General features: G+C 65.3%; 20 protein-coding genes and 1 tRNA gene. 9 read left to right on the forward strand and 12 right to left on the reverse strand.

Annotated elements, in window-relative coordinates:
• The first annotated feature begins 227 nt into the window (after nucleotides 1–227).
• Nucleotides 228–1,868: a methyl-accepting chemotaxis protein gene (locus O4H32_RS12805; RefSeq protein WP_269359767.1), complete on the forward strand. Its 1,641-nt coding sequence runs from the start codon at nucleotides 228–230 to the stop codon at nucleotides 1,866–1,868.
• 22 nt (nucleotides 1,869–1,890) lie between these two features.
• Here O4H32_RS12805 and O4H32_RS12810 read toward each other — a convergent pair whose 3' ends face one another.
• Nucleotides 1,891–3,027: a tellurite resistance/C4-dicarboxylate transporter family protein gene (locus O4H32_RS12810; RefSeq protein WP_269359769.1), complete on the reverse strand. Its 1,137-nt coding sequence runs from the start codon at nucleotides 3,025–3,027 to the stop codon at nucleotides 1,891–1,893.
• A gap of 166 nt (nucleotides 3,028–3,193) precedes the next feature.
• Between O4H32_RS12810 and prfB the strand changes: the two genes are divergently transcribed.
• Nucleotides 3,194–4,298, forward strand: a protein-coding gene (gene prfB / locus O4H32_RS12815; RefSeq protein ID WP_269359770.1) for a peptide chain release factor 2 whose coding sequence is annotated in 2 segments (ribosomal slippage) — nucleotides 3,194–3,274 and nucleotides 3,276–4,298 — 1,104 coding nt in all. Because the reading frame shifts where the segments join, the coding sequence is not laid out codon by codon here.
• Nucleotides 4,299–4,313: 15 nt separating this feature from the next.
• The gene (gene lysS / locus O4H32_RS12820; RefSeq protein ID WP_269359772.1) at nucleotides 4,314–5,828 is read left to right on the forward strand and encodes a lysine--tRNA ligase; all 1,515 of its coding nucleotides are present in this window, start codon (nucleotides 4,314–4,316) and stop codon (nucleotides 5,826–5,828) included.
• Nucleotides 5,829–5,936: 108 nt separating this feature from the next.
• Here lysS and iscA read toward each other — a convergent pair whose 3' ends face one another.
• The 6 genes from iscA to uvrB form a co-directional block, all read right to left on the reverse strand.
• Nucleotides 5,937–6,260 carry an iron-sulfur cluster assembly protein IscA gene (gene iscA, locus O4H32_RS12825; protein WP_269359774.1) on the reverse strand — a complete coding sequence of 108 codons (324 nt, stop codon included), beginning with the start codon at nucleotides 6,258–6,260 and terminating at the stop codon, nucleotides 5,937–5,939.
• Entirely contained in the window at nucleotides 6,229–6,669 is a 441-nt protein-coding gene (locus tag O4H32_RS12830) for an iron-sulfur cluster assembly scaffold protein (protein ID WP_269359899.1), read from the reverse strand. The genes iscA and O4H32_RS12830 overlap by 32 nt, the downstream gene beginning before the upstream one ends.
• A 5-nt stretch (nucleotides 6,670–6,674) precedes the next feature.
• On the reverse strand, nucleotides 6,675–7,889 hold the full coding sequence (locus O4H32_RS12835) for an IscS subfamily cysteine desulfurase (RefSeq protein ID WP_269359776.1): 1,215 nt from the start codon (nucleotides 7,887–7,889) through the stop codon (nucleotides 6,675–6,677).
• A 15-nt stretch (nucleotides 7,890–7,904) separates the two neighbouring features.
• Nucleotides 7,905–8,426, reverse strand: coding sequence for a Fe-S cluster assembly transcriptional regulator IscR (iscR, locus tag O4H32_RS12840; RefSeq protein WP_269359778.1), 522 nt, complete (start codon nucleotides 8,424–8,426; stop codon nucleotides 7,905–7,907).
• Between the two features lie 236 nt (nucleotides 8,427–8,662).
• On the reverse strand, nucleotides 8,663–9,154 hold the full coding sequence (locus tag O4H32_RS12845; RefSeq protein WP_269359901.1) for a low molecular weight protein-tyrosine-phosphatase: 492 nt from the start codon (nucleotides 9,152–9,154) through the stop codon (nucleotides 8,663–8,665).
• Nucleotides 9,155–9,331: 177 nt separating this feature from the next.
• Complete coding sequence (gene uvrB / locus O4H32_RS12850; protein ID WP_269359780.1) at nucleotides 9,332–11,434, reverse strand: excinuclease ABC subunit UvrB; 2,103 nt, start codon at nucleotides 11,432–11,434, stop codon at nucleotides 9,332–9,334.
• A gap of 94 nt (nucleotides 11,435–11,528) precedes the next feature.
• Between uvrB and O4H32_RS12855 the strand changes: the two genes are divergently transcribed.
• Both O4H32_RS12855 and lexA read left to right on the forward strand, forming a co-directional pair.
• Nucleotides 11,529–12,734, forward strand: a complete 1,206-nt coding sequence (locus O4H32_RS12855) for an amino acid aminotransferase (protein ID WP_269359781.1) — start codon at nucleotides 11,529–11,531, stop codon at nucleotides 12,732–12,734.
• 133 nt (nucleotides 12,735–12,867) lie between these two features.
• Nucleotides 12,868–13,587, forward strand: coding sequence for a transcriptional repressor LexA (gene lexA, locus O4H32_RS12860; protein ID WP_269359783.1), 720 nt, complete (start codon nucleotides 12,868–12,870; stop codon nucleotides 13,585–13,587).
• A 121-nt stretch (nucleotides 13,588–13,708) separates the two neighbouring features.
• Here the strand turns inward: lexA and lon are convergent, their stop codons facing one another.
• The 4 genes from lon to tig all read right to left on the reverse strand — a co-directional run bounded on the left by lon (nucleotide 13,709) and on the right by tig (nucleotide 19,628).
• A complete protein-coding gene (gene lon / locus O4H32_RS12865) occupies nucleotides 13,709–16,162 on the reverse strand; it encodes an endopeptidase La (protein WP_269359785.1) in 2,454 nt (817 codons plus the stop codon).
• Nucleotides 16,163–16,353: 191 nt separating this feature from the next.
• A complete protein-coding gene (clpX, locus tag O4H32_RS12870) occupies nucleotides 16,354–17,646 on the reverse strand; it encodes an ATP-dependent Clp protease ATP-binding subunit ClpX (RefSeq protein WP_269359787.1) in 1,293 nt (430 codons plus the stop codon).
• A gap of 10 nt (nucleotides 17,647–17,656) precedes the next feature.
• Nucleotides 17,657–18,316, reverse strand: a complete 660-nt coding sequence (gene clpP / locus O4H32_RS12875; RefSeq protein ID WP_269359789.1) for an ATP-dependent Clp endopeptidase proteolytic subunit ClpP — start codon at nucleotides 18,314–18,316, stop codon at nucleotides 17,657–17,659.
• Nucleotide 18,317: 1 nt separating this feature from the next.
• Nucleotides 18,318–19,628 carry a trigger factor gene (tig, locus tag O4H32_RS12880; RefSeq protein WP_269359791.1) on the reverse strand — a complete coding sequence of 437 codons (1,311 nt, stop codon included), beginning with the start codon at nucleotides 19,626–19,628 and terminating at the stop codon, nucleotides 18,318–18,320.
• Between the two features lie 112 nt (nucleotides 19,629–19,740).
• Here tig and O4H32_RS12885 point away from each other — a divergent pair.
• Nucleotides 19,741–19,825 (forward strand) — tRNA-Leu (locus tag O4H32_RS12885).
• A 61-nt stretch (nucleotides 19,826–19,886) separates the two neighbouring features.
• On the opposite strand, the gene O4H32_RS12890 is transcribed toward O4H32_RS12885, so the two are convergent.
• Nucleotides 19,887–20,906 (reverse strand): LysR family transcriptional regulator, encoded by a 1,020-nt coding sequence (locus O4H32_RS12890; RefSeq protein ID WP_269359793.1) that lies wholly within the window; start codon nucleotides 20,904–20,906, stop codon nucleotides 19,887–19,889.
• 136 nt (nucleotides 20,907–21,042) lie between these two features.
• Between O4H32_RS12890 and O4H32_RS12895 the strand changes: the two genes are divergently transcribed.
• The 3 genes from O4H32_RS12895 to O4H32_RS12905 are packed head-to-tail and all read left to right on the forward strand — an operon-like array spanning nucleotide 21,043 to nucleotide 26,922.
• A complete protein-coding gene (locus O4H32_RS12895) occupies nucleotides 21,043–22,260 on the forward strand; it encodes an efflux RND transporter periplasmic adaptor subunit (RefSeq protein ID WP_269359795.1) in 1,218 nt (405 codons plus the stop codon).
• Between the two features lie 10 nt (nucleotides 22,261–22,270).
• Nucleotides 22,271–25,480, forward strand: a complete 3,210-nt coding sequence (locus tag O4H32_RS12900; protein WP_269359796.1) for an efflux RND transporter permease subunit — start codon at nucleotides 22,271–22,273, stop codon at nucleotides 25,478–25,480.
• Nucleotides 25,477–26,922 carry an efflux transporter outer membrane subunit gene (locus O4H32_RS12905; protein WP_269359798.1) on the forward strand — a complete coding sequence of 482 codons (1,446 nt, stop codon included), beginning with the start codon at nucleotides 25,477–25,479 and terminating at the stop codon, nucleotides 26,920–26,922. Before O4H32_RS12900 ends, O4H32_RS12905 begins: the two co-directional genes overlap by 4 nt.
• Nucleotides 26,923–26,995 lie beyond the last annotated feature (73 nt).

The raw sequence follows: 26,995 nt of genomic DNA on the forward strand, positions 1-26,995 counted from the left end.
CGGCATCACCAAAATGAGCATCGGACAGGTCGTGCGCGCCGCGCTGCCCTGGCTGCTCCTGCTGCTGACCTATCTGGCCTTCATCACCTACGTCCCGGCCGTCAGCCTCTGGCTGCCCAGGCTCCTCGGCTGAGCGGCCGACACACGGCTGTCATACGCAACCGCCATAATCCCAGCGCAAGCCCGGACCGTCAGGTCCGGGCGCTTCAGACCAAGGGATTGCCCGCATGCGGTTTGCATTCACACTCAAGATCCGTTTCATCCTGTTCATGACCGTGCTGGCGTTGTGCGCGGGTCTGGTCATGGGCGCCGTCGCCCATTTGCGGCGGACGGCCGACACCCTGCGCGAAGCGGAAGCCGCACGCTACCGGACCAGCCAATTGGCCGGCTGGTATCAAGCCCAGGCCGCCGCCTTGGCCAGGGACGCCGCCGCCTTCGTTGCCAGCGAGCAACCGGAATTCGAACAGCGCTACCAGGAACACCTGGCCGTCCTGGAAGGCCGCGCGCCCGACGCCCGCGGCGTTCAGGCCGACGCCGGCACCCGCTTCAGACAAGCTGGTCTGGACGCGGACGAACTGGCCTTGTTCGAAGACGCCCATGCGCGGCTCATGACACTGGCCGCCACTCAGCGCGAGGCCATGGGGACCGCCAAAGGCGAACTGGACGACGGCAAGGGCGGCGTGCGCATCGCACTGCCCAACGCGCTGCTCGCCAAGGCGCTGATCTTCAACCAGCAATACACACAGGCCGAGGCTGAAATCACCGCCCTGATCGATGCGTTCGACACCCACCAGGCGCTGCGGATGGAAGCCCGCGTCGACCAGGTCGCCGCGGACGGCCGGACGGCCGGGCACATTGCCACCGGCGCGGTGCTGGCGTTGCTGCTCTGCGGCATGCTGGCCCTGCGCGGTCTTTATCGCTCAGTCAAGCGGCCCCTGGATCTGGGCGTGGCGCTGGCAGGCCATCTGGCGGCCGGCGACCTGTCCACCCCGATCGAAGGCGCGGGCCGCGACGAGATGGGTCGCCTGATGCACGCCCTGGAAGGCATCCGCCAGGGCCTGAACCGTACGCTCAACCGGGTCACGGACCATTTCGCGCACGTCAATGCCGGCGTGGATGTCCTGTCCTGCGGCCAGGAGGCGGTCCTCGGGGACAGCCACGACCAGTGCGCCATGGCCGGGCAGGTGTCCTCCGCCATGGACAGCCTGGACGAAACAGTCCGGCTGAACCACAATCGGGCGGTCGAAGCGAGAGATCTGAGCGAACAAGGCGACCGCGAGGCCCGCACGGGCGCCGAAGCGGTCGCCCGGCTGGCGCTGGCCATGGACGGCATTTCACGCAGCGGCCAACGCGTCGAAGACGCCGCCCGGCAGATCGTCGAGATCGCATTCCAGACCAACATCCTGGCCCTCAATGCCGCCGTCGAAGCCGCCCATGCGGGCGCCCATGGGCGCGGTTTCGCCATCGTCGCAGCCGAAGTCCGGTCGCTGGCCCAGCGGTGCGACCAGGCCGCCGCGCTGATTCAGACCACGATCGAGGCCTCCATCCGCGACAGCCGCGAGGGCGCGACCCTGGCCACCGAGGCGCGCGAGGCCATGGACCGTGTCGTCCAGGCCACCGGCCGCAGCCGCCAGATCATGGACGAGGTCGCCGCCGTCACCGAATCCCAGGCCCTGTCCATCCACGAAACGGCGCAGGCGGCGCGCCGCCTGGAGGCCATCGGCGCGCGCGGCGCGCGCCAGGCCCAGGCCGCGTCACAGGTGGTGGCCGAACAGCGCGCCCGCGTCACCGATCTGCGCCAGACGCTGACGCAATTCAGGCTGGAGGCCGCGACACCCCAGGAAACCCCGCCCCGGCTGGCCGCCTGAGCACCCTGCGCGCGCAGCGGCCTCAGGCGGGACCGGCCCGCCCCGGCGCACGCACGATCCGCGCCACCCGACCCAGCATCCCGGCGAACGTCAGCACCCAGGCGAACAGCGCCACATACAGGAAGCCGCGGGGCAGCGCCGCTAGAAAGCCGAACCCCATGGCGTGGTCCATCTGCCAGGTGCAGGCCGCATACATCCCCAGCGGAAACACCGCGCCCCAATACAGGGGATCGTACTGGAATGGAAAACGCTGGAAGACATAGCGCCAGACGCCCAACAGCAGCAGCATCGGAATCCACCAGGTGCCGGTCGCCCAGTAGAACACCGTGAACCCCTTCAGGAACGGCAGCAACGACACCAGATACGGCGCGTCGGGCGCGTTCAGGATCAGCAGCGAACCGGCCAGGGTGGAGATCGCCATCGCGCCCATGTTGATCCAATACGGCGGCGCCAGGTCGTCGGGCGAGAAACGGAAGAACACGTAACGATAGAAGATCAGCGACATCATCCAGATATAGAGCATTCCGCCCCATAGCCACATCGACAGGGCCATCAAATTCAGCTCCAGCCGGAAAGGCTGTCCGATGCGCGCGGCCAACAGCGCGCTGGACACCGCCAGCGACTGGGTCGACACCACCGCCAGCAGCCAGGCGCCGCTGATGCCTCGGTCCAACGTGGGTTTTTCCGGCTTGACCGTGAAGGCGGTGAAGATGGTGTAGGTCAGCGCGAGCCACAGCGCCACCGCCACGGCCCACAGGATGAAACCGACCCGGATGTTGTCGGTCTGCACGATGAACTGGCTCGCCAGGATCCCCGTGCCGGCCACCGTGGTGAAATAACCCGGCCCCTTGAGATGATCGACCATATCGCCGAAAAAACGGCGGGGGTGGTGAAACGCCCGCAACGCATACAACACGCACAATACGGCATATTGCGCCACGTTCAGCAGGAACAACAACCGCGCCACCAGCGGCAGGCCCATCATGCCCGCGCCCAGCGAAACGATCCCGGTCGCCATCACCAGGCCGAAATAGGCCGGCGACAGACCGGCCAGCGCGGCGCGCCAGCCTGCCGGCGGCTCCGCGCCGCCGGCCCGCAGCGCGGTGGTCGCGGCAGACGCCGGCACCCGGCGCCCGTCGTCCGAAGAAGTCCCGTCCATGCCTGCCCTCTCCCATGCCGCCCCCGGGCCCATGCCCATTTGCGCGGTCGCGTTAAAATAATTGATTATCCCCGTAATTCGGCGCGCACGGACATCGGGGCGCTCCGCCGGATACGGTGGCGCGCGCCCCCGCCGCGCCGGCCAGACATCGACACAGGACATCTCCATGGAAGCCGAACGCCAGAACCAGATCATCGCCCGCATCGACGATTACGCCGAGCGTCAGGGCCTGCTCCGGAGGTATCTTTGACTACGATGCCAAGGCCGAACGCCTGCATGTCGTCAACGCCGAACTGGAAAGCCCGGACGTCTGGAACGATCCGCAGCACGCCCAGGAACTGGGTCGCGAAAAAAAATCCCTGGAGACCGTGGTCGGCACCCTGTCCGACCTGGAGCGCGGCCTGAACGACGCGCGCGACCTGTTCGAACTGGCCAGCGCGGATGACGACGACGCCACGCTGCAAGCCATCGAGCAGGACTGCGCCGCCCTGGGCGAACGCCTGGAGGCGCTCGAATTCCGGCGCATGTTCAACAACCCGGCCGACCCCCTGAACTGCTTCGTCGACATCCAGGCCGGCGCCGGCGGCACCGAAGCCCAGGACTGGGCCTCCATGCTGCTGCGCCAGTACCTGCACTACGGCGAACGCAAGGATTTCAAAGCCGAAGTCCTGGAAGAATCCGAAGGCGAAGTCGCCGGCATCAAGTCGGCCACCATCAAATTCGAAGGTGAGTACGCCTATGGCCTGCTGCGTACGGAGACCGGCGTGCACCGTCTGGTGCGCAAAAGTCCCTTCGATTCGTCCAACGGCCGGCACACCTCCTTCGCCAGCGTCTTCGTCTACCCGGAAATCGACGACTCCTTCGAGATCGACATCAATCCGGCGGACCTGCGCATCGACACCTACCGCGCCAGCGGCGCCGGCGGCCAGCACATCAACAAGACCGACTCGGCCGTGCGCATCACGCACCAGCCCACCGGGATCGTCGTGCAGTGCCAGAACGACCGCTCCCAGCACCGCAACCGCGCCGAAGCCATGCAGATGCTGAAATCGCGCCTCTACGAACTGGAAATGCGCAAGCGCATGGCCGAACAGCAGAAACTGGAAGACGCCAAGAGCGACGTAGGCTGGGGACACCAGATCCGGTCCTACGTCCTGGACCAGAGCCGCATCAAGGATCTGCGCACCGGCGTGGAAATTTCCAACACCCAGAAGGTCCTGGACGGCGATCTGGATCCCTTCATCACGGCCAGCCTCAAGCAAGGCGTCTGAGCCCATTCTCACGACATGACTTCGATCGAAACCCAAGCCCCCGACGAGAACCGTCTGATCGCCGAGCGCCGCGCCAAGCTGGATGCGCTGCGCCAGGCAGGCCCCGCCTACCCCAACGACTTTCATCCCGACAGCCACGCCGCCGATCTGCACCGGGACTGCGGCGATCTGGACGAGGACACCCTGCAGGCCCAGGGCCGGCGCGCCCGCGTCGCCGGACGCATGATGCTCAAGCGCATCATGGGCAAGGCCAGCTTCGCCACGCTGCAGGACGCCACAGGGCGCCTGCAGCTGTACCTGGACCGGGGCGTGCTCGGCGACGAAACCTATGCCGCCTTCAAGTCCTGGGATATCGGCGACATCGTCGGCGCAGAGGGCGAAGTCTTCAAGACGCGCAAGGGCGAACTGTCGCTGCGCGTGCAGTCGCTGCGCTTGCTGTCGAAATCCCTGCGCCCCCTGCCCGACAAGTTCCACGGCGTGGCCGACCAGGAACTGCGCTACCGTCAACGCTACGTGGACCTGATCATGACCGAGGGCACGCGCGAGACGTTCCTCGCCCGCAGCCGCATCGTCACCGCGATCCGCCAGATCATGTCGGAAGCCGACTTCCTCGAAGTCGAGACCCCGATGCTGCATCCCATACCCGGCGGCGCGGCGGCCAAGCCCTTCATCACCCACCACAACGCGCTGGACATGGAAATGTACCTGCGCATCGCCCCGGAACTCTACCTGAAGCGCCTGATCGTCGGGGGCTTCGAGCGGGTCTTCGAGATCAACCGCAATTTCCGCAACGAGGGCGTCAGCCCGCGCCACAATCCTGAATTCACCATGATGGAATTCTATGCGGCGTATACGGACTATCGCTGGCTGATGGACTACACCGAAGCCCTGATCCGCGAAACCGCGCGGCGCGTGCGCGGCACCGCGAGCCTGAGTTACCAGGGCCATCCCCTGGATCTGGACCGGCCCTTCGACAGGCTGACCATCGTCGAGGCGATCCTGAAACACGCCCCCGCTTATGCGCCCGCCCAGCTTCAGGACGAATCGTATCTGCGCGGCGAGCTGAGCCGCCTGGGCGCGGACGTGGATGGCCCGGCCCTGGCCCATGCGGGCCTGGGCGCGCTTCAACTGGCGCTGTTCGAGGAAACCGCCGAATCGAAACTCTGGCACCCGACCTTCATCATCGACTACCCGGTGGAAGTCTCGCCACTGGCGCGGGCCTCCGACACGCAGGCCGGCATCACCGAACGTTTCGAGCTGTTCGCCTGCGGACGCGAAATCGCCAATGGGTTTTCCGAGCTGAACGACCCCGAGGACCAGGCCGCACGCTTCCAGGCCCAGGCAGCCGCCAAGGATGCGGGCGACGAGGAAGCCATGTACTATGACGCGGACTACGTGCGCGCCCTGGAATATGGCATGCCCCCCACGGGGGGCTGCGGCATTGGCATCGACCGGCTGGTCATGATGCTGACCGACAGTCCCAACATCCGCGACGTGATCCTGTTCCCACACCTGCGGCGCGAGGACTGATTCGCGCTCGAACAATGAAAAAGGCCAGTTCCGTTGGACTGGCCTTTTTCATGCCGGACCGGCGGACGGGAGACGCTCGTCCGGCCCCCTGTCACGCGCCGCGCATCATCAGACAGTAAAGGATTCCCCGCAGCCGCAAGCGGCCTTTTCGTTGGGGTTGTTGAAACGGAAGCCCTCGTTCAAGCCTTCGCGGGCGTAGTCCAGTTCCGTACCCTGCAGATAGGGCAGGCTGTCTGACGTCACATACACGCGCGCACCGAACTGCTCGAAGACCTGGTCTTCCGCGTCGGGGGCGTCCACGTATTCCAGGTGATAGGACATGCCCGAGCAGCCCGAGGGCTTGACCCCCAGGCGCAAGCCCAGGCCCTTGCCGCGTTTTTCCAGGTGGCGCTGGATGTGCTCAGCGGCCCGTTGTGTCAGGGTGATTCCCATGATGTGCCTCAGGAACGATGGTTGTCGGTGGAACCGGGTGTTTATCAGTGTAATCGGCCACGGCCGCGCGGATGGCGTCCTGCGCCAGCAAGGCGCAATGCAGCTTGTCGGGCGCCAGGTCCAGGGCCTGGACAATGTCCTGGCTGCCGATGGCCAGCGCCTGCTCCAGGTCGCATCCGCGCAGCCATTCGGTCGCAAGCGATCCGGCCGCGATGGCTTCACCGCTGCCGAACGCCCGGAAACAGGCAGATTCTATGGTAACGCCTTCCAGCCGGATCTGCAGTTTCAGGATCTGACCGAGCTCGGGCGAGCCCACCAACGCGGTGCCCACCCGGGGATCATCCACGTCGAAAGAACCGACGTTGCGCGGATGCAGGTAGTGATCCAGGACCCGCGGCCCGTACGACAGCCCTGTCACCGGCATTGCTCCGCCCAGGCGCCCAAGGTGCCTTGCTGACGCATTTCCCACAGGGGAGACAGCTCACGCAAGCGCCCGATCTGGTCACGCAGCAACCGCACGGCCCTGTCCACCTCGTCCCGCGTGGTGTAGCGCCCCAGGGTCAGGCGCAGCGAACTGTGCGCCAGCGTGTCGCTGCGCCCCAGGGCGCGCAGTACGTGGGAAGGCTCCAGACTGGCCGAAGTACAGGCCGAGCCCGAGGACAGGGCCAGTTCCGGCACGGCCATCAGCAGGGCTTCGCCCTCCACATGGGCCACGCTGATGTTCAGGGTGTGCGCCACGCGCCGGTCCGGATCGCCGTTGAGATAGACATCCGGCAAGTCGCGCAGACCGTCCCACAGGCGGTCGCGCAACGCCCGGATGCGGGGAATTTCGGTGTCCATCAATTCGCCCGCCAGCGTGAACGCCTCGCCCATGCCGACGATCTGGTGGGTGGGCAGCGTGCCTGAACGCAAGCCGCGTTCATGGCCGCCGCCGTGGATCTGGGCCTCCAGGCGCACGCGCGGTTTGCGGCGCACGTACAAGGCCCCCACCCCCTTGGGACCATAGGTCTTGTGCGCCGACAGGGACATCAGATCCACGCCCAGCGCCTGGACATCGATCGGCAGCTTGCCCGTGGCCTGGGCGGCGTCGGTATGGAACAGGATGCCGCGATCGCGACAGAGCGCCGCCAGTGCGGCGACATCCTGGATCACCCCGATCTCGTTGTTCACCAGCATCACCGACACCAGGATCGTGTCGGGGCGCAGGACGGCGGCCAAGGCATCGGGGCCCACCAGACCGTTGGCGTCCACATCCAGCCAGGTGACTTCGAAGCCTTGGCGTTCAAGTTCGAGACAAGGGTCCAGCACCGCCTTGTGTTCGGTTCGAACCGTGACCACATGCCTGCCACGGCCGGCATGGAACCGCGCCGCGCCCTTGATCGCCAGATTGTCGGACTCGGTGGCGCCGGAAGTCCAGACGATTTCCCGCGGATCGGCATGGATCAGGGCCGCAACCTGCCCGCGCGCCCGTTCGACGGCTTCTTCGGCATCCCAGCCCCAGGCGTGGCTGCGCGAAGCGGGATTGCCGAAGCGTTCGCTCAGCCAGGGCAGCATGGCCTGGAGGACTCGCTCGTCGACGGGTGTGGTAGCGGAATAGTCCAGGTAGATCGGGGACGGATCCTGTGGCATTGAAACTCCGGTAAATCAGGCCGATACGGGCTCCTGGACTGGTGAATCGGCCGCAACCGGCGTGATCGGGATCGTCGCGCGTCCGTTGCGCATGTGGCCGGATTCCTGCCATTCGCGCAGCCGTTGCTGGTCGACCAGGTCCTGCAGCGAAACCGAGTCCAGGTATTCCAGCATTTTACGACTCAAAGTCGCCCACAGGTCGTGGGTCATGCATTTGCCGGTATGGCCGTTGCGACCGATGTCGCAGTTTTCCTTGCCCCCGCAACTGGTGGCGTCCAGCGGCTCGTCGACGGCGAAGATGATGTCCGCCACAGAGATGTCGCGCGCATGCCGGGCCAGCGTGTAGCCGCCGCCCGGACCACGCACGCTGTCGACCAGCTCATGCCGCCGCAGCTTGCCGAACAACTGTTCCAGGTAGGACAGGGAAATATTCTGGCGCGCGCTGATGGCGGCCAGCGTCACTGGTCCGCTGTGATGGCGCAAGGCCAGATCGATCATTGCCGTGACGGCGAAACGTCCCTTGGTCGTCAAACGCATGGTGAAGTCCTCTGTGGATGCGGAGAAAACGTGGGCATGGCAAATACCCGACTATTCAAGTCAAGTGTACCTCCTTACCCGACTAAAACACTCGGTTTTAAGCTCAAAAAAAACCGGAACTTGACCCTTGTCAATTCCGACCACGCATCAGGGGCATCCGCCCCTCCCTCATCAGCCTTATCCGGAAATGCCAGGGGGCGCTCCGAGAGCGCCCCCTGGTGTGGAAAACGAGGAGATCAGGCGGCCTGGTATTGCAGCGCGCGCTTGCGCACCAGTTCGAGGACGCCTTGGCAGGAGTCTTCGATGTAGTCCAGCACCTTGTTGAAGCCTTCGGGTCCGCCGTAGTAGGGGTCAGGGACCGTGGCTTCCTCGAATTCATTCGAAAAGCGCATCAGCAGCATGAGTTTGTGCTGGTAGACTTTGGGGCACTGCTGCTGCAGCGCAGACAGGTTTTCCCAATCCATCGCCAGGATCAGGTCGGCCTCGCGGAAATCATCGGTGCGGATCTGTCGGGCGACCAGCGCCGACAGGTCGTAGCCACGCTTTCGCGCGGCTGCCTGGGCGCGGGCGTCCGGAGCCTCTCCCACATGAAAGTGATGCGTCGCGGCGGAATCGACGGCGATCGCGTCGGAAAGCCCGGCCTCGTCGACGAAGTGCTGGAAAACACCCTGGGCGGTGGGGGAACGGCAGATATTGCCCGTACAGACAAAAAGTACCTTATGCATGATAGGTAAAAGTGTGCGGGAAAACCCGGAAATTAGCAAGCATTTTCTGTGGAAAACTGCAAAAAAACCTGATGCTTGAAGCACTTCCGGAACGCTGCCGCAACGGGACGGATGCGGCCTGGCCGCAGTCTGGACCCGGCCGGAGGGCGATGCGCCCCGAAGAGCAAACCCGCCCCGGTTTCACTCCATCAAGGCCCGGGCCTTCAGGGCGCGCAGCGCATCGCGTACCGAGGCGGCCTGCTCGAATTCCAGATTGCGGGCATGCTCGTTCATGCGCTGTTCCAGGCGGCGGATCTCCCGCGCCAGGGACTTCTCATCGTGCAGGGCGGATTCATCATAACCGGCCTCGGTTGAAGCTGGCGCCGCGGCCACCGCCACCCCGTCGATCAAGTCGCGCACCGCTTTGCTCACCCCCCGGGCCGTAATGCCGTGTTCGAGGTTGAACGCCTCCTGCTTTTCCCGGCGACGGGCGGTTTCGTCCATGGCCCGGCGCATGGAGTCGGTCACACGGTCGGCGTACAGGATGGCGCGTCCGTTCAAATTGCGCGCCGCCCGGCCGATGGTCTGGATCAGGCTGCGCTCCGAGCGCAGGAAGCCCTCCTTGTCGGCATCCAGGATCGCCACCAGGGAAACCTCAGGAATGTCCAGCCCTTCGCGCAGCAGGTTGATCCCGACCAGCACGTCGAAGGCTCCCAGGCGCAGATCGCGAATGATCTCGACCCGCTCCACCGTGTCGATGTCGGAATGCAGATAACGGACCTTGAGACCGTTTTCTCCCAGGTATTCGGTCAGATCCTCGGCCATGCGCTTGGTCAGCGTGGTCACCAGCACCCGTTCATGGCGCGCGATGCGCAGCTTGGCCTCGCCCAGCAGATCGTCGACCTGGGTGGCGGCCGGGCGCAGTTCGACCTCCGGGTCCACCAGGCCGGTCGGACGCACGACCTGCTCGACCACCTGGTCGGCGTGTTGCGCCTCGTAGGGACCGGGCGTGGCGGACACGAACACGCATTGCGGCATGCGCGCCTCGAATTCCTCGAGCCGCAGGGGCCGGTTGTCCAGCGCCGAGGGCAAACGGAACCCGAACTGGACCAGGGTTTCCTTGCGTGACCGGTCGCCCCGGTACATGCCGCCCAACTGCCCGATGGTGACGTGACTCTCGTCGATGAACATCAATGCGTTGGCCGGCAGGTAATCGATGAGCGTGGGCGGCGGCTCGCCCGGAAGGGCGCCGGACAGGTGCCGGGAGTAGTTCTCGATCCCTTTGCAGAAGCCCAGTTCCTGCAGCATTTCCAGATCGAACCGGGTGCGCTGCTCCAGCCGCTGCGCCTCGACGAGCCTGCCCGCCGCCGTCAGCTCGGCCAGGCGGCCGCGCAGTTCCTCCTTGATCGTCTCGATGGCGCGCAGCACGGTCTCGCGCGGCGTCACATAGTGGGAACTGGGGAAGATCGTGAAACGCATCAGACTCTGGACCGGTTTGCCCGTCAGAGGATCGAACAGGCCCAGGGATTCGATCTCGTCGTCAAAGAGCGTGATGCGCAGCGCGTGCTCCGCGTGCTCGGCCGGAAAGACGTCGATGACCTCGCCCCGCGCCCGGAACGTTCCCCGGGAAAACTCCATGTCGTTGCGCTCGTACTGCATGGATACCAGTCGCGCCAGGACCTCCTGGCGACCGACCCGGTCACCCGTGCGCAGCGTCAGCACCATCGCATGATAGTCGCCCGGATTGCCGATGCCGTAGATGCAGGACACCGTACCGACAATGATGGTGTCGGGTCGTTCCAGCAGGCTTTTGGTGGCCGACAGGCGCATCTGTTCGATGTGCTCGTTGATGGACGAGTCCTTCTCGATGAACAGGTCGCGCGAGGGCACATAGGCCTCGGGCTGATAGTAATCATAGTAGGACACGAAGTATTCCACCGCATTGCGGGGGAAGAATTCGCGCATTTCCGCATAGAGCTGGGCGGCCAGGGTCTTGTTCGGCGCCAGCACGATGGCCGGCCGCCCGGTGCGGGCGATCAGGTTGGCCATGGTGTAGGTCTTGCCCGAGCCCGTCACCCCCAGCAAAGTCTGGCACATGAGGCCGTCGCGCACGCCCTCCTCCAGCGCATCGATCGCGGCCGGCTGGTCGCCGGCCGGCGGATAGGGCTGAAAGAGCTGGAATGGACTGTCCGGATAGTGGACGAACCCCGGTCCGGCCTCTGGGGCGGACCGGGATGCGGGCGACGGATCGGCCTGGGACCGGGCCTGTCGTGCCGCGGCCTGTGATTTGGCCTGACTGGGCATGGGGCTCAACTGGACACTGTTCGGGTAAACCTCTTATTATCACACTGTTGGCCCACGTGACCAAGACTTCTCCCACCTTGTCCTCCCGGTAACCATGTCCTCCATTTTCGCATCCGTCGAACTCGCTCCGCGCGACCCCATCCTGGGCCTGAACGAACAATTCAAGGCCGATACCCGGTCCACCAAGGTCAATCTCGGCGTCGGCGTCTACTACGACGACGCGGGTCGCATTCCCCTGCTCAAGGCCGTCCGCCAGGCCGAGACCCGCGTGTTCGAACAGGCCGAACCGCGCAACTATCTGCCGATCGACGGAATCCCCGGCTACAACACCGGCGCCCGGGCCCTGCTGCTGGGCGCCGGCTCGCCGCTGATCGCCGAGCACCGCTCGCTGACTGTCCAGACCCTGGGCGGCACAGGCGCGCTCAAGGTCGGCGCCGACTTCCTGAAGCAGATCCTGCCCGACGCCAAGGTCGCCATCAGCAACCCGAGCTGGGCCAATCATCAGGCCCTGTTCGCCACCGCCGGCTTTCCGGTCGTCAGCTACGACTACTACGATGCCACCACGCACGGGCTGGATTTCGACGGCCTGCTGGCCTCGCTGCGCGCCCTGCCCGCCGGCACCATCGTGGTGCTGCACGCCTGCTGCCACAACCCCACGGGTGTGGATCCCACTCTGGACCAATGGCGGGAGATCGCCAGCACGCTGCAGGTCGGCCAACTGGTGCCCTTCCTGGATATCGCCTATCAGGGCTTCGGTGACGGCATCGAGGAAGACGCCGCCGTGGTGCGGCTGTTCGCAAGCATGGGCATGACCATGTTCATCAGTTCCTCGTTCTCCAAGTCCTTCTCGCTGTATGGCGAGCGTGTCGGCGCACTGACCCTGGTCACCAGCGGCGACGATGAAAGCACCCGCGTGCTCAGCCAGTTGAAGCGCGTCATCCGCACCAACTACTCCAACCCCCCCACCCACGGTGGCTCGCTGGTCTCGACCGTGCTGAACACGCCCGAACTGTATGCGTTGTGGGCCGACGAACTGTCCGGCATGCGCGACCGCATCCGCTCCATGCGCCACCAACTGGTCGAAAAAATCCAGGCCCACGGCGTGGACCAGGACTTCAGCTTCGTCAAGGCTCAGCGCGGCATGTTCTCGTACTCCGGCCTGACCAAGCCCCAGGTGGAACGCCTGCGCGAAGACTTCGGCATCTATGCCGTCGGCAGCGGCCGCATCTGCGTGGCCGCGCTGAACAGCGGCAACATCGATTACGTCGCCCGCGCGGTGGCCGAAGTCATCAAACACTGATCCGGGGCATATGCCTCGACCACAACGGGGCCCTTCGGGGCCCCGTTGTCGTTTCGTGCGCACCGACCTGGCGCTTGCGCCGCCCGCCTCCTTCCGTCACAATATGGGCTGTGTTTCCATCCAGTAGCGCGACATGGCCCTGAAACTCACCGCCCGACAGTCCCAGATCCTGGACATCATCCGGCTGGCCATCCAGCAGACGGGCCGTCCCCCAACCCGGGCAGAAATCGCCCGCCAGCTGGGATTCCGTTCCGCCAACGCAGCCGAAGACCACCTCCGCGCCCTGGAACGCAAGGGCTACATCCACCTGTCAGCTGCCACCTCGCGCGGCATCCAGCTCACCGGGCAGGCCCTGGCGGCCGCCGCCGATGCCGACCCCGCAGTCCCCGAAGGCGCAACCGCTCACGCCGGGGGTCGGCCGACCGCTCCGCCCGGCGCCCCGACCTGGATCGCGTCATCCGACAGCCGCCTGGTGCCGCTGGTGGGCCGCGTCGCGGCCGGCAGCCCGGTTCTGGCGGCTGAACACGTCGAACGCGAAATCCCGCTGGCCCCGCACCTGTTCGACGCCGCGCCCGACTATCTGCTGCGCGTCCGCGGCAGCAGCATGCGCGACGCCGGAATCCTGGATGGCGACCTGCTGGCCGTGCGCAGCACGCCCCAGGCCCGCCACGGCCAGATCGTGGTCGCCCGCCTGGGCGACGACGTCACCGTCAAGCGTCTGGAACACCAGGGCCGCCGCATCCGCCTGCTCCCCGAGAATCCCGATTTCCAGCCCATCGACGTGGGGCCGGGCGACGACTTCGCCATTGAGGGCATCGCCGTCGGCCTGATCCGCACCACCCCGCTACACTGAGCGGCGGGCCACCGCCCTTCTGCCCGCGCGATTCACAGACGGCCACATCGCCCGCCGCGCGGAACCGGAAACAACAAGGGCTCCCTGTCAGGGAGCCCTTGTCACATTCCCAAGGAACGGCTCAGTGTTTCATCACGCCACCGCTGCCGGCCTCCGACGACTTGGCCGCGGCCACGGCCTCGGCCGCCAGCCGGGCGACTTCCTCGTCCGACAAAGGCACGGGCATGCGCTGCAACGCGACTTCAAGCACCCGGTCGATCCAGCGCACCGGGATGATCTCCAGGTGGTTTTTCACGTTGTCCGGAATTTCCGCCAGATCCTTGACGTTCTCTTCGGGAATCATCACGGTCTTGATGCCGCCGCGATGGGCGGCCAGCAGTTTTTCCTTCAGGCCGCCGATTTCCAGAACCTCGCCGCGCAGGGTGATTTCCCCCGTCATCGCGACATCGGCGCGCACCGGGATGCCCGTCAGGGCCGACACCATGGCTGTGGTGATGGCGGCACCGGCCGAGGGGCCGTCCTTGGGCGTGGCGCCTTCCGGGAAATGGATGTGCAGGTCACGTTTTTCGAAGGCCTGGTCGGCGATGCCCCACTGGCGGGCGCGGGCGCGCACCACGGTGCGGGCGGCTTCGACCGACTCCTTCATCACATCGCCCAGCGAGCCCGTGCGCAAGACCACGCCCTTGCCCGGCATGTCGGCCGCCTCGATGGTCAACAAGTCGCCACCGACTTCCGTCCAGGCCAGGCCGGTGACCTGGCCGACCTTGTCTTCCTTTTCGGCCACGCCAAAGCTGAAGCGGCGCACACCCAGGAAATCGTTCAGATTGGCGGCGTCCACTACGATCGCCGCCTGGTCGTCGGCCTTTCGATCCCGTACGGCGGGGTCGCTCAGCAACCGCTTGACGGCCTTGCGGCAGATCTTGGAGATTTCGCGTTCCAGCGCACGCACTCCGGCCTCACGCGTGTAGTAGCGCACGATGTCCCGGACAGCGTCTTCGGAGATGCTGAGTTCGCCTTCCTTGACACCGTTGTTCTTCATCAGCTTGGGCAGCAGATGGTCGAAGGCGATGTGGACCTTTTCGTCCTCGGTATAACCCGACAGGCGGATCACTTCCATCCGGTCCAGCAGGGCCGGCGGGATGTTCAGCGTGTTGCTGGTGGCCACGAACATGACATCCGACAGGTCGAAATCGACCTCGATGTAGTGATCCTGGAAGGTGTGATTCTGTTCCGGATCGAGTACTTCGAGCAGGGCCGAGGAAGGGTCGCCGCGGAAATCGGCGCCCAGCTTGTCGATCTCATCGAGCAGGAACAGCGGGTTGCGCACGCCGACCTTGGCCATGTTCTGCAGGATCTTGCCCGGCATGGAACCGATATAGGTGCGCCGGTGACCTCGGATCTCGGCTTCGTCTCGCACACCGCCCAGCGCCATGCGCACGAACTTGCGGTTGGTCGCGCGGGCAACGGACTGGCCCAGCGAGGTCTTGCCCACACCCGGAGGGCCGACCAGGCACAGGATCGGCGCCTTGAGCTTGTCCACGCGCTGCTGCACCGCCAGATACTCGACGATCCGCTCCTTGACTTTTTCCAGCCCGTAGTGATCGGCGTCGAGGACTTCCTCCGCGTTCTTCAGCGCGTTGTTGACGCGGCTCTTCTTTCGCCACGGCAGGCTCAGCAGCGTGTCGATGTAGTTGCGGACCACGGTGGCCTCGGCCGACATGGGCGACATCAGCTTGAGTTTCTTCAACTCGGCGTCGGCCTTCTTGCGGGCCTCCTTGGGCAGATGCGCCGCCGCGATGCGGCGTTCGAGTTCCTCGAGGTCGGCGCCTTCCTCGCCTTCGCCCAGTTCCTTCTGGATGGCCTTGACCTGCTCGTTCAGATAGTAGTCGCGCTGGCTCTTTTCCATCTGCTTTTTCACGCGGCCACGGATGCGCTTTTCGACCTGCAGGATCTCGATTTCCGATTCCAGCTGGGCCAGCAACGCTTCCAGGCGGCGTGACGCGACGGACATGTCCAGCAGGGCCTGTTTCTGCTCGATCTTCAGGGGCAGATGGGCCGCGATGGTGTCGGCCAGACGGCCGGCTTCCTCGATCCCGGACAGGGACGTCAGGATTTCCTGGGGGATCTTCTTGTTCAGTTTGACGTATTGTTCAAACTGGGCCACGACGGCGCGGCGCAGGGCCTCGGCCTCGGCCAGATCGGACTGGTCCTCTTCGATGCCCGAGACGCGGGCGGAAAAATGCGATTCGGCATCGGTGACTTCGTGCACGCGGGCGCGCTGCAGGCCTTCGACCAGCACTTTGACGGTGCCGTCGGGCAGTTTCAGCATCTGCAGGATGTTGGCCGCGCAGCCGATTTCGTACAAGTCGTCGGGCGTGGGCTCGTCCTTGCCCGCGGATTTCTGGGCCACCAGCATGACGCTGCTGCCGGCCTCCATGGCCAGTTCGAGCGCCTTGATGGAACGGGGCCGCCCCACGAACAGGGGGATGACCATGTGGGGAAAGACCACGACGTCGCGCAGCGGCAACAGCGGCAGTTCCACAGGTTCCTGGGTCAGGATCTGGCTAGCAGACATGGTTGATTCCTCAAGCTATTGAATCTGAAAGAAAAAGGAAGCGCGGGCTTCCTTTTTCGTATGGTGCCTGCTGATGAATATGGTGCCGTACAGGCGCTTTTCAAGAGCCGGGGACACACTGCCAGTATACGGGAACCGACCGCTGCGCAGCCGCCCCGCCCGCCGGGTCGAGGTCGACGCCGGGCGCGCGATCAGGCGGCGGCCGAGCGCAGGGACTTTTCCTCGGCCTGGCGGTCGGGCCGTGGCCCCTTGACCAGCGTCGGCGTCCCCTGGCCTTCGACCGCTTCTTTTTCCAGGATCACGCGATTGATGTCCCGGCGCGAAGGCAGTTCGTACATCGTGCCCAACAAGGACTGTTCCATGATGGAGCGCAGCCCCCGCGCACCGGTGCGGCGCTTGATGGCCCGACGAGCGATCGCCGTCAGCGCCTCGGGCGTCACGTCCAGCTCGACGTCCTCCATCTCGAACAGCTTCTGGAACTGCTTGACCACGGCATTGCGGGGCTCGGTGAGGATGCGCACCAGCGTGTCCTCGGTCAGTTCTTCCAGAGTGGCGACCACCGGCAGGCGGCCGACCAGTTCGGGAATCAGGCCGAACTTGATCAGGTCTTCGGGCTCGACCTCGGCGAACAGTTCGCCCACGCCACGCTCGGAACGCGCGCGCACCGTGGCGGCGAAGCCGATGCCGGAGCGCTCGCTACGGTCGCGGATGATCTTTTCCAGACCGTCGAAGGCACCGCCCACGATGAACAGGATATTGGTGGTGTCGACCTGGACGAAGTCCTGGTTCGGGTGCTTGCGCCCTCCCTGTGGCGGCACCGAGGCCACCGTGCCCTCGATGAGCTTCAGCAAGGCCTGCTGCACGCCCTCGCCCGAGACGTCGCGAGTGATGGAAGGGTTGTCGGACTTGCGCGAGATCTTGTCGATTTCGTCGATGTAGACGATGGCCCGTTGGGCTTTCTCGACTTCGTAATTGCAGTTCTGGAGCAATTTCTGGATGATGTTCTCGACGTCCTCGCCAACATAACCGGCTTCCGTCAGCGTGGTGGCGTCGGCCATCACGAAGGGCACGTCCAGCATGCGAGCCAGCGTCTGGGCCAGCAAGGTCTTGCCCGATCCCGTCGGTCCGATCAGCAGGATGTTGCTCTTGGACAGCTCGACGTCACCGTCCTTGGCGTCCTGGTAGCGGATGCGCTTGTAGTGGTTGTAGACCGCCACCGCCAGATTGCGCTTGGGCGTTTCCTGGCCGATGACGTAGCCGTCCAGGAAGGACTTGATTTCCTCCGGCGTGGGCAGTTCCTTGCGCACGGCGGCACGCGCCTCGTCCTGGGACTCTTCGCGGATGATGTCGTTGCACAGGCTGATGCATTCATCACAGATGAAGACGGAAGGCCCCGCGATCAGCTTGTGGACTTCGTGCTGGCTTTTGTTGCAGAAGGAACAATGCAACGCCTTGTCCTCGCTGGAACCTTTTTTTTCGGTCATGGCTATCCAATCACTTGGCTTCGTCGATGCGCGAAACCAGTACCTTGTCGATCAGTCCGTATTCCCGCGCGTCGTCGGCGGACATGAAATTGTCACGTTCGGTATCCACGGCGATGCGCTCGATATCCTGGCCGGTGCGTTCGGCCAGGATGTTGTTCAGGCGCTCGCGCAGACTGAGGATTTCCTTGGCCTGGATCTGGATGTCCGAGGCCTGGCCCTGGGCGCCGCCCGAGGGCTGGTGAATCATGATCCGCGAATTGGGCAGCGCATAGCGCTTGCCCTTGGCACCCGCGGCCAGCAGGAACGCGCCCATGCTGGCGGCCAGCCCCGTGCACAGGGTGGAGACATCGGGCTTGACGAACTGCATGGTGTCGAAGATCGCCATGCCGGCATAGACCGAGCCGCCCGGGGAATTGATGTACAGCGAGATGTCCTTGTCAGGGTTCTCCGATTCCAGGAACAGCAGTTGCGCGACGACCAGGTTGGCCGACTGGTCGTTGACCGGCCCCACGAAAAAGATCACCCGTTCGCGCAGTAGACGCGAGTAGATGTCGTAGGATCGCTCGCCCCGACCGGACTGCTCGATCACGATGGGCACGTAGCCCAGAGCGGTGGGGACGACCGAGTCCCCGCCGTACATCGACGCGTAGAAATCGGTGAACCGGTTCATGTCAGCGGGCACCCATCAAAGTGTCGAAATCGACGGCCTCGTCGGTGACCTGGGCGGACGCCAGGACATGTTCGACAAGGTTGTCTTCCAGGACCAGCGATTCGATTTCCGCGCGGCGCTGGCGATCGGACAGGTAGTAGGCCACGACCTGGGCGGGCTGCTCGTAGCTCTTGGCGAATTCCTCGATGCGGGCACGGACCTGCTCCGGCTTGGCCTTGAGGTCGGCGGACTTGATCAGTTCGCCCACCAGCAGGCCCAGGCGCACGCGGCGCTCGGCTTCCGGACGGAACGTGTCCTCCGGAATGGGGATGCTGTCGGCGTTGGGCAGGCCACGCTGTTTCAGTTCCTCGCGCGCGGCGGCGGTGCGGCTGGCGACCTCGTTGTCGACCAGGGCCTTGGGCAGATCGAAATCGCAGGCACCCGCCAGAGCGTCCATGACGCTGGCCTTGGTGCGGTTCTTGGCGCGGGCCTGGGCTTCGCGTTCGACGTTGGCGCGCACATCGGCCAGCAGGGCGTCGACATCGCCTTCGGCCTGACCCAGGGCGCGGGCGAAATCGGCATCGACCTCGGGCAGTTCAGGCTCGGCGACTTCTTTCACGGTGATGGTGAATTCGGCCTGCTTGCCGGCCACGGCGGGGCTGCCGTAGTCTTCGGGGAAGGCCAGCGGGAAGACCTTGGTCTCGCCCGCCTTCAGGCCGGTGGCGGCGGCTTCGAATTCGGGCAGCATGCGGCCCTGACCCAGCACAAAGGGAAAGTCCTGGGCGGTGCCACCCTCGAAGGCCACACCGTCGATGGTGCCCGTGAAGTCCAGCGTGACGCGGTCGCCGCTCTGGGCGGCGCGATCGGCGGCCGGCTTGAAGATCGTGCGCTGGCGGCGCAGGATGTCGAGGGTTTGCTGCACCTCGGCGTCGCCCACCTCGACAGTGTTGCGGGTGATCTTCAGGGACGACAGGTCCGGCAACTGGATCTCGGGATAGACCTCGAAGGTGGCGGAAAACGCCATCACGCCGTCCTCGGCGCCTTCGACCTTGGGTTCCAGGCTGGGGGTGCCGGCCACGCGCAGGTTCGCGTCCTCGATCACCTTGTCCAGGGATTTGCCGATCTGGGTGTTGATCACGTCATAGCGGACCGACGGGCCATGGCTGCGCTCGATGACCGACAGAGGCGCCTTGCCGGGACGGAAGCCCTGCACCTTCGCCGTCCTGGCGACGCGCTTGAGCTGGGCCTGGACTTCCTTTTCGATGTCGGCGACCGAAACGGTCAGATCAACGCGGCGCTCCAGGCCGGACAATTTTTCAACCACGGGCTGCATTCGGAACCTATTGAATGATGAACAATAAACGGGGTATTTTAGCGGAAAGTGGAGCGCCCCGTAGACGACCGGGAAACCGCGCCGAATCACGCTATAATGATCAGCTTGCCTGGCGAACGTGGCGGAATTGGTAGACGCACCAGATTTAGGTTCTGGCGCCGTAAGGCATGAGAGTTCAAGTCTCTCCGTTCGCACCACGCGGCTTCCACTTCATCCTGCGCCCCCTCCCCCCCACTTCCGTCGACCAAAAAGTCCGGTCTAGTACGCGCTTTCCAGCAGATTCTGCCGCTCCATGATCTCCTGCAGCCCATTGGGCATCGCCCGCTCGCCCGCGAACCGGCAATCCTGATCCAGGGGGTAGTTGCCCCTGCACTTGTCCATCAGCACGCAGCCGCTGAAGACCTCGGTGATCCAGTCGACGAACACGTGGACCTTGGAAGAAAGATGCCGACTTTGCTGATAGACAACGGAAATCGGCATCGGCGGCGGCGACCAGGTCTCCAGGACTTCGACGAGCTCACCGCGATCCAGATGCTGCGCAACCATATAGCGCGGCGGCTGGATCATGCCGAACCCCGTCAGCCCGGCGTTGACGTAGGCGTCGGCATCGTTGACGGCCAATGAGCCCTTGACCGGAACGGTCACGACCTCGTTGCCGACCTTGAAACTCCAGTCGATGGTGCGCCCGGTCCGGGTCACGAAATAGTTGACGGCCCGATGACGCGGCAGGTCGTCGATCGTCTCCGGCTTCCCGTAGCGTTCCAGATAGGCCGGCGCCGCGCAGGTCACGCTCTTGAAGACGCCGATGCGCTTGGCGATCAGCGAAGAATCCCGCAATTCACCGATCCGCAGTACGCAGTCGACGGCATCCTGCACCATGTCGACCGGCCGGTCGCTCAGGCCGACCACCAGTTCGATGTCCGGATAGCGGTGATGGAAATCGCACAGCCGCGGTATCAGGACCAGCCGGCCCAGGGAGGGCGGCGCGTCGATGCGCAGACGGCCGCGCGGGCCGCGCGCGCGGTCGCGGAAAGACGATTCGGCCTCTTCGACGTCAGCCAGAATGCCGACGCAGCGTTCATAGTAGGACGCGCCATCGGGGGTCAGACTCAGGCGGCGGGTGCTGCGATTCAGCAGCCGCGTGCCCAGGTGCCGTTCGAGTTTGCGAATGATCGTGCTCACCGTGGCTCTGGGCATGCTCAGGCTGTCGGCGGCCAGAGTGAAGCTATTGGCGTCGACGACCCGAGTGAAAACGCGCATGGCTTGAAGATGATCCATATCCGTGCTCCTGACGCGGGACGGCACCTGCCGTGCGCCATTGTTATTTTATTTTGAACAGTGATGGAAAAAATTGGATATTTATCCAAATTCGCGAAAAACAAATAATAGCGCACTGTTCAAAAGGAATCCCGTCATGTTTTCTTTCCATGTACGACACGCCGCACTCGCACTGGCCGGCCTGCTGCTCGCCGGCGGCCTGCTGCTGATGCGCGAGAGCGCCGGCACACTGGCCGATGCCGGCCATTCGTCTCCGTCACCCGCGATCCCGGTGGACGTCGCCACGATCCAGTATCAGACGATCACGGACTGGCACGAATATTCCGGACGCCTGGAGGCCGTGGAACGGGTCGAGATCCGGCCCCTGGTGTCCGGCACCCTGACCCAGGTCCGCTTTCAGGACGGCACGCTGGTCCGGCGCGGCGATCCGCTCTTCGCCATCGATCCGCGCCCCTATCAGGCCGCCGTCGACGAGGCGCAAGCACAGCTGACGGCGGCCACGGCACAGGCCGCCTACACCGGCACGGACCTGGCCCGGGCCCGACGGCTGCTCGCCAGCAACGCCATCGCCCGGCGGGACTTTGAGGAAAAGCGCAATGCGGCCCGCGAGGCTTCCGCCCGCGTGCAGGCCGCCCAGGCCACCCTGCGATCGGCACAACTCGATCTGGAGCACACCCGCATCGCCGCCCCCATCGACGGGCGCGTCTCGAAAGCGGCGGTGACCGAAGGCAACGTCGTCGGCGCCAGCGACGCGCGCCCGCTGACCACCATGGTCTCCGTCTCGCAGCTCTACGCCTCGTTCGAGATGGACGAACAGGCCTTCCTGGAGATGAGCGGCACGGCCGCTTCAGGCGTCCGGACGGCCGTCCCCGTGTCCATGGGCCTGGCCAACGAGCCGGGATACCCCCGCCAGGGCCGGCTGGCGTTTCTGGACAACAGTCTCGACCCTTTGACTGGCACGATCCGCGTGCGGGCGCTGTTCGACAACCCGGACGGCCGGCTGAGGCCCGGCCTCTATGCGCGGATCCGCATGAGCGCGGGCACCCCCCACGATGCCGTGCTCTTGCGCGAGCAGGCGATCGGCACCGATCAGGCCAAGCGTTTCGTCATGATCGTGGATGACGAGAACAAAGCAGCCTACCGGGAAGTGACCCTGGGCGCCAACCGGGAGGGCTGGCGCGTCATCCAGACCGGCCTGACGGCGGGAGACCGGGTCGTGGTGAACGGCATGCAGCGCATCCGCCCGGGCGACACCGTGGCGCCGACACCAGTCCACGCCGACGGCGGTGCGCTTGCGACAGGCGCCGCCGCCCCCCTGCCCGGCCAGTCGCCGGACGAACAGCACCGATCCTGAGCGCCTCTCCATGAACATTTCCAGATTCTTCATCGACCGGCCGATCTTCGCGGCGGTCCTGTCGGTCCTGATCCTGCTGGCCGGCCTGCTGGCCGTCTTCCGCCTGCCTATTTCGGAATACCCGGCGGTCGTGCCGCCCTCGGTCGTCGTGCGCGCGCAGTTTCCCGGCGCCAACCCCAAGGTGATCGCGGAAACGGTGGCGGCACCGCTTGAGGAAGCCATCAACGGGGTCGAAAACATGCTGTACATGCAGTCGCAGGCCAACAGCGATGGCAACCTGGTGGTGACGGTCAATTTCCACCTGGGCATGGACCCCGACAAGGCCCAGCAACTGGTGCAGAACCGGGTCGCGCAGGCCCTGCCGCGCCTGCCCGAGGACGTTCAGCGCCTGGGCGTGACGACGACCAAGGCGACTCCCACCCTGACGATGGTCGTGCATCTGGTCTCGCCCGACCAACGCTACGATCTGACCTATCTGCGCAACTACGCCGTCCTGAACGTCAAGGACAGGCTGGCGCGCATCCCGGGCGTGGGCGAGGTGCAATTGTGGGGCGCCGGCAACTACTCGATGCGCGTCTGGCTGAACCCGGAGAAAATCGCCGAGCGTGGCCTGACGGCCAGCGATATCGTCGCCGCCATCCGGGAACAGAACGTGCAGGTGGCCGCAGGCGTCATCGGCGCGGCGCCCAGCGGGCCCGGCGTCGCCATGCAATTCTCGGTCAACGCGCAGGGCCGCCTGCGAACGGAGGAGGAATTCGGCGACATCGTCCTGAAGTCCTCCGCGGACGGCGGCATCATCCGGCTGCGCGACGTGGCCCGCATCGAACTGGCAGCCTCGGACTACGCCTTGCGATCCCTGCTGGACAACAAGCCGGCGGTCGCCATGGCGATCATGGAGGCCCCGGGCGCCAACGCCCTGGCCATTTCCGACGCCGTGCGCCAGACCATGAAGGCATTGTCGGCCGATTTTCCGGCCTCTCTCGAAAGCCGCATCGTCTACGACCCCACACAGTTCGTCCGGTCCAGCATCAAGGCGGTGGTGTCGACGCTGCTCGAGGCCATCGCCCTGGTCGTGCTCGTCGTCATCGTCTTCCTGCAGACCTGGCGCGCCTCCATCATTCCGCTGCTGGCAGTGCCCGTCTCGATCATCGGCACGTTTTCCCTGATGCTGACGTTCGGCTACACCATCAACGCACTGTCCCTGTTCGGCCTGGTGCTGGCGATCGGCATCGTCGTGGACGACGCCATCGTGGTCGTCGAGAACGTCGAGCGCAACATCGAGACCGGCCTCAGCCCCCGCGACGCCACCTATCGCGCCATGAGGGAAGTCAGCGGGCCGATCATCGCCATCGCCCTGACGCTGGTCGCCGTGTTCGTACCGCTGGCCTTCATGACGGGGCTGAGCGGGCAGTTCTTCAAGCAGTTCGCCATGACGATCGCCATTTCGACGGTCATCTCGGCATTCAATTCGCTGACGCTGTCGCCAGCGCTCGCGGCCCTGCTGCTGAAACCCCACGATGCCAGGCCGGACGCACTCACCCGGGGCATGGATCGCGTCCTGGGCGGTTTCTTCCGCGTCTTCAATCACATGTTCGGGCGCGCCTCGGACGGCTACGCGCGGGGCGTGGGCGCAGTCGTGCGACGCAAGGGCGCGACCCTGGGCGTCTATCTGATCCTGCTCGCGCTGACGGCGGGGATCGCCTACCTCGTCCCGGGCGGTTTCGTACCCGGCCAGGACAAGCAGTACCTCGTCAGTTTCGCGCAACTGCCAAGCGGCGCCTCGCTCGAACGCACGGATGCCGTGGTCCGGCGCATGAGCGAGATCGCCCTGGCCCAGCCGGGCGTGAAGAGCGTCGTCGCATTCCCGGGCCTGTCGATCAACGGCTTCACCAACAGCTCGAGCGCGGCCGTCGTCTTCATGACGCTCGACGATTTCGACAAACGCCGGGACGGTGCGACATCCGCGCAGGCCATCACGGCCGCGCTGAGCCGGCAATTCGCCAGCATTCAGGAAGCCTTCACCGCAGTCTTCCCGCCCCCGCCGGTGATGGGTCTCGGAACGGTCGGCGGCTTCAAGCTGCAGATCGAGGACACGGCCGGCCTGGGCTACGACCGCCTGAACGACGCGGTCCAGGCCTTCCTGGACAAGGCGGCACACGCGCCGGAACTGGGTCCCGCGTTTTCCAGCTACCAGATCAATGTGCCCCAGCTGGACGTGGATCTCGACCGGGTCAAGGCCAAGCAGTTGGGCGTGCCTGTCACAAACGTGTTCGACACCATGCAGATTTACCTGGGTTCGCTCTACATCAACGACTTCAACCGCTTCGGACGCGTCTACCAGGTCAAGGCCCAGGCCGACGCGCCCTTCCGGTCCAGCCCGGAGGACATTCTCCGGCTGAAGACACGCGGCGATTCGGGCGCCATGGTGCCGCTGGGCTCTCTAGTGTCCCTGACGCCGACGTACGGTCCGGAGATGGTGGTGCGCTACAACGGCTACACGGCCGCCGACATCAACAGCGGCCCCGCGCCCGGCTACTCGTCCGGCGAGGCCCAGGCGGCGGCCGAACGCATCGCAGCGGACACCTTGCCCAAAGGCATCAAGTTCGAATGGACGGACCTGACCTACCAGCAGATTCTGGCCGGCAACGCCGGGATCTGGGTGTTCCCCATCAGCGTCCTGCTGGTCTTCCTGGTGCTCGCCGCGCTCTACGAAAGCCTGACATTGCCATTGGCGGTCATCCTGATCGTCCCCATGAGCGCGCTCGCCGCCCTGGCCGGCGTCTGGCTGACCCGGGGCGACAACAATATTTTCACCCAGATCGGACTCATGGTGCTGGTCGGCCTGGCCTGCAAGAACGCCATCCTGATCGTCGAATTCGCCCTCGAACTGGAAGCGCAGGGGATGTCCGCAGCACAGGCCGCCCGGGAAGCCAGCCGTCTGCGCCTGCGTCCCATCCTGATGACATCCATCGCCTTCATCATGGGAATCGTACCTCTGGTCCTTTCCACAGGCGCTGGTGCGGAAATGCGTCATGCGATGGGGATCGCCGTCTTCTTCGGCATGCTGGGCGTCACCGCGTTCGGCCTGTACCTGACCCCGGTGTTCTACGTGCTGCTGCGCCGGCTCTCCGGCCGATCCTCCCCGGCCCGGCATGCCGAACCGGCAACCCCCGGCGCCCTCGTCCCCGCCACCAAACCCACAGTGGAAATCCGCTCATGATCGAACGACTTTCTCTCGCCGCCGTGTCGGGCCTGCTGGCCGCTCTGCTCGCCGGATGCGCCATCGTCCCCAAATACGAACGGCCCACCGTCGAAGTGCCCGGCGTCTTCAAGGAAGCCCGTCTGAGCGCCGCCGAACGGCAGCGCTGGAAGCAGGCCCAGCCGGCCGACGACCTGGCACGGGGCCGCTGGTGGGCCATTTTCAGGGATCAGGCACTGGATGCCCTGCAGGAGCAAGCCATGCGGGCGAATCAGGATCTGAAGGCGGCCGCCGCGCGCGTGAAGCAGGCGCGCGCGATGCAGCGGAACGCGCGCGCCGACCGCTTTCCGGAGCTGACGGCCGGCCTGAGCGCCAACCGCCAGCGCACCGCCAACGCGGCCGGAGACTCGGTCGACACGGGCGTCACCACCACGCTCTGGCGCGCACAGACCGGCCTGTCCTACGAAGTCGATCTGTTCGGCCGCGTAGCCTCGGAAATCGACGCGGCTGGCGCCGACACTCAACGGGTCCAGGCGCTGTACCATTCTGTGCGGCTGGCGCTGCAGGCCGACGTCGCGCAGACCTATTTCCTGATCCGGCGACTGGACGGTGAAACCCAGCTCTACGACAACACGATCTCCCTGCGTCAAATAAGCCTGGAGCTGGTCGAGACCCGTTTTCACGAAGGCGACATCAGCGAGCTCGACGTCGCACGGGCCCGGTCCGAACTCGCCTCGGCACGCGCCGAGGCGCTCGGCGTCGAGCGGCAACGCGCCGCCGCCGAGCACGGACTGGCGCTGCTGCTGGGACAGCCACCTGCGAATTTTTCCCTGCCGCGGCAGCCACTGGCCAGGATTTCGGTGGCCATCCCGGCCGGACTGCCCTCCTCCCTGCTTGAAAGGCGCCCCGACATCGCCGCCGCCGAAAGAGCGCTGGCGGCCGCCAATGCACGGATCGGCGCCGCACGGGCCGCCCTGTTCCCGCAACTGGTCCTGACCGGCACCTTCGGCTTCGAATCGTCCGAACTGGACGAACTGCTGCGCTGGTCGAGCCGCAGCTTTCTGCTCGGCCCGCTGATCGGTACGGCGCTGACGTTGCCGATCTTCGACGGCGGACGGCGCCAGGCCGGCGTGGACCGCGCCCGCGCCCGCTACGAGGAAGACGTGGCCCTCTATCGGCAGAGCGTGCTCAAAGCCTTCGACGAAGTCGAGGATGGCCTGTCCGCGCTGCGCCTGCTGGGCGAACAGACCGAAGCGCAGGATACCGCCGTGGCCGCCGCAACCCACGCGGCGGAACTCTCGAAAAACCAATATGAAGCCGGGTCGGTCAGCTATCTGGAAGTCATCGACGCCGACCGCGACGTGCTGCGGCACCGGCGCACCCTCGTGCAGCTGGACGGCCTGCGCGCGCAGGCGGCCGTCCAGCTCATCCGGGCGATCGGCGGTGGCTGGGACGCGTCCTGATTGTCGCAAGAGGGCGCCACGCTGCTAAAATTTCTGGTTCACTTCTTACAAGACACCGACCAGACTCCGCCAT

The organism is Castellaniella denitrificans (assembly GCF_027214045.1).
Lineage (GTDB): Bacteria > Pseudomonadota > Gammaproteobacteria > Burkholderiales > Burkholderiaceae_B > Castellaniella > Castellaniella denitrificans_A.